Here is a 1881-nt window from a genome sequence, read left to right as displayed (position 1 = left end):
GCCCAGGAGGCACCAAATGACCGACACCAAGGACTTCTCGCCCACCGACCCGGCCGGACTGCCCGGCGACGGCCAGTTCTTTCAGGTGGGCAACTACGCGCCCGTCGCCGACGAGCTCACTGAATTCGACCTGCTCGTCGAGGGAACGATTCCCCCGGAGCTCGACGGCTGGTACCTGCGCAACGGGCCCAACCCCCGTCAGTCCACCGGGCACTGGTTCACCGGTGACGGCATGATCCACGGCATCCGCGTCGAGAACGGCCGCGCCGCCTGGTACCGCAACCGCTGGGTCCGCACCGACAGCTTCGAGAAGGACTTTCCCCTCTACAACGCCGACGGCTCGCGCAATCTGCGCTCCGCAGTCGCCAACACTCACGTCGTCAACCACGCGGGCAAGACCCTGGCGCTGGTCGAGTCGTCTCTGCCCTACGAGATCACCAACGACCTGGAGACCGTCGGCGCGTACGACTTCGGCGGCAAGCTGGTGGACTCGATGACCGCGCACCCAAAGATCTGCCCCACCACCGGCGAGATGCACTTCTTCGGCTACGGCAACATGTTCGAGCCGTACGTCACGTACCACCGGGTGGACGCGAACGGGGAGCTGACCGTCAACCGCCCGGTCGACGTCAAGGCGCTGACGATGATGCACGACTTCGCGCTCACCGCCGAGCACGTGATCTTCATGGACCTGCCCGTCGTGTTCGACATGGACATCGCGCTCAACGGAAGGGGCGACATGCCCTACCGCTGGGACGACGGCTACGGAGCGCGTCTCGGTGTCATGCGCCGCGACGATCCGTACGGTCCGATCCGCTGGTTCGACATCGACCCGTGCTACGTCTTCCACGTGGCGAACGCCTATGACTCCGTCAACGCTGACGGAGGCAATTCAATTGTTCTGCAAGCGGTTCGGTACCCGGAGTTGTGGCGCGAGCACGGTGGATTCGACGTCGACGCGGTGATGTGGACCTGGACGATTGATCTGCAGAGGGGCACCGTCAGCGGGCAGCAGCTGGACGACCACGCCGTGGAATTCCCCAGGATCGACGACCGGCTGGCCGGCCTGCCTGCGCGGTACGCCGTGTCGGTCGGCAGCGACAAGCTGGTGCACCATGACTTGAACACGGGCGCTTCCGTCGAGCATCCGTTCGGCACCGCGGCAAGCCCAGGGGTGCCGGGTGAGGCGGTCTTCGTTCCGTCGACGGAAGCCACGGGCCGGGGCTCCGACGAATTGGCCGGCTACTACCTCGGCTACGTCTACGACTCAGCCAGGAACGGAAGCGATCTGGTGATCCTGGACGCGTCCGACTTCGCGGGTGACCCGGTGGCGACGATCAAGTTGCCGCACCGGGTGCCGTTCGGCTTCCACGGCAACTGGATTGGTGCCTAGTCAGAGGCGGTTCAACGCGCGGCCGGATCCATACTTGGTGATGGCCGCGCGCTCGTCGAGCAGCCGATCGACTACGGCGCTCGTTGGCTTCCCGCCGAAAGCCCGTGGCGTCTTGCGCATGGCAGCGAGGAGGAGCCGGAGCTCCTGATCGACGACACCGACGTTGCGGATGCCACCGGACATCATCGCGAGCTTGAACATCGGGTTGTCGGCTCGGTGATCCATTTGGCAGAGCCATGAGAACCACGACTGCAGGTAGCTGAAGTTGGTTGCGCGTACCTCTGGTCCGTCACGGTGGCAGGCGAGCCATCCGATGACGTCGGCGGTTTGCGCGGTGACCGGTGATGCGCCGATCTCGCGGGCGAACTTCATCACGCCGAGCACGCGGTTCCTGATGACGCTCCGGTCGGATCGGCCGGCGGCATGCTGCCACAGCATCCATTCGACGATCAGCGGGTCCGGAAATCGAATGAGCACACCGCTTACCC

The 1881-nt window shown here is 65.2% G+C and carries 1 protein-coding gene and 1 pseudogene; one reads left to right on the top strand and one right to left on the bottom strand.

Translation table 11 applies throughout. The features are described 5' to 3' along the window. Positions 1–16 precede the first annotated feature (16 nt). Positions 17–1393, top strand: a complete 1377-nt coding sequence (locus ACRDUX_RS09955) for a carotenoid oxygenase family protein (RefSeq protein ID WP_526413409.1) — start codon at positions 17–19, stop codon at positions 1391–1393. On the opposite strand, the pseudogene ACRDUX_RS09950 reads toward ACRDUX_RS09955, so the two are convergent. Beyond that, positions 1394–1881: pseudogene (locus ACRDUX_RS09950) on the bottom strand (hypothetical protein); the annotation flags it as partial.

Source organism: Mycobacterium sp. (genome assembly GCF_050701675.1).
In the GTDB taxonomy this organism is placed as follows: Bacteria; Actinomycetota; Actinomycetes; order Mycobacteriales; family Mycobacteriaceae; genus Mycobacterium.
Note: the sequence above shows the minus strand (reverse complement) of the source record. Positions and strands in the feature narration are given on the sequence as shown.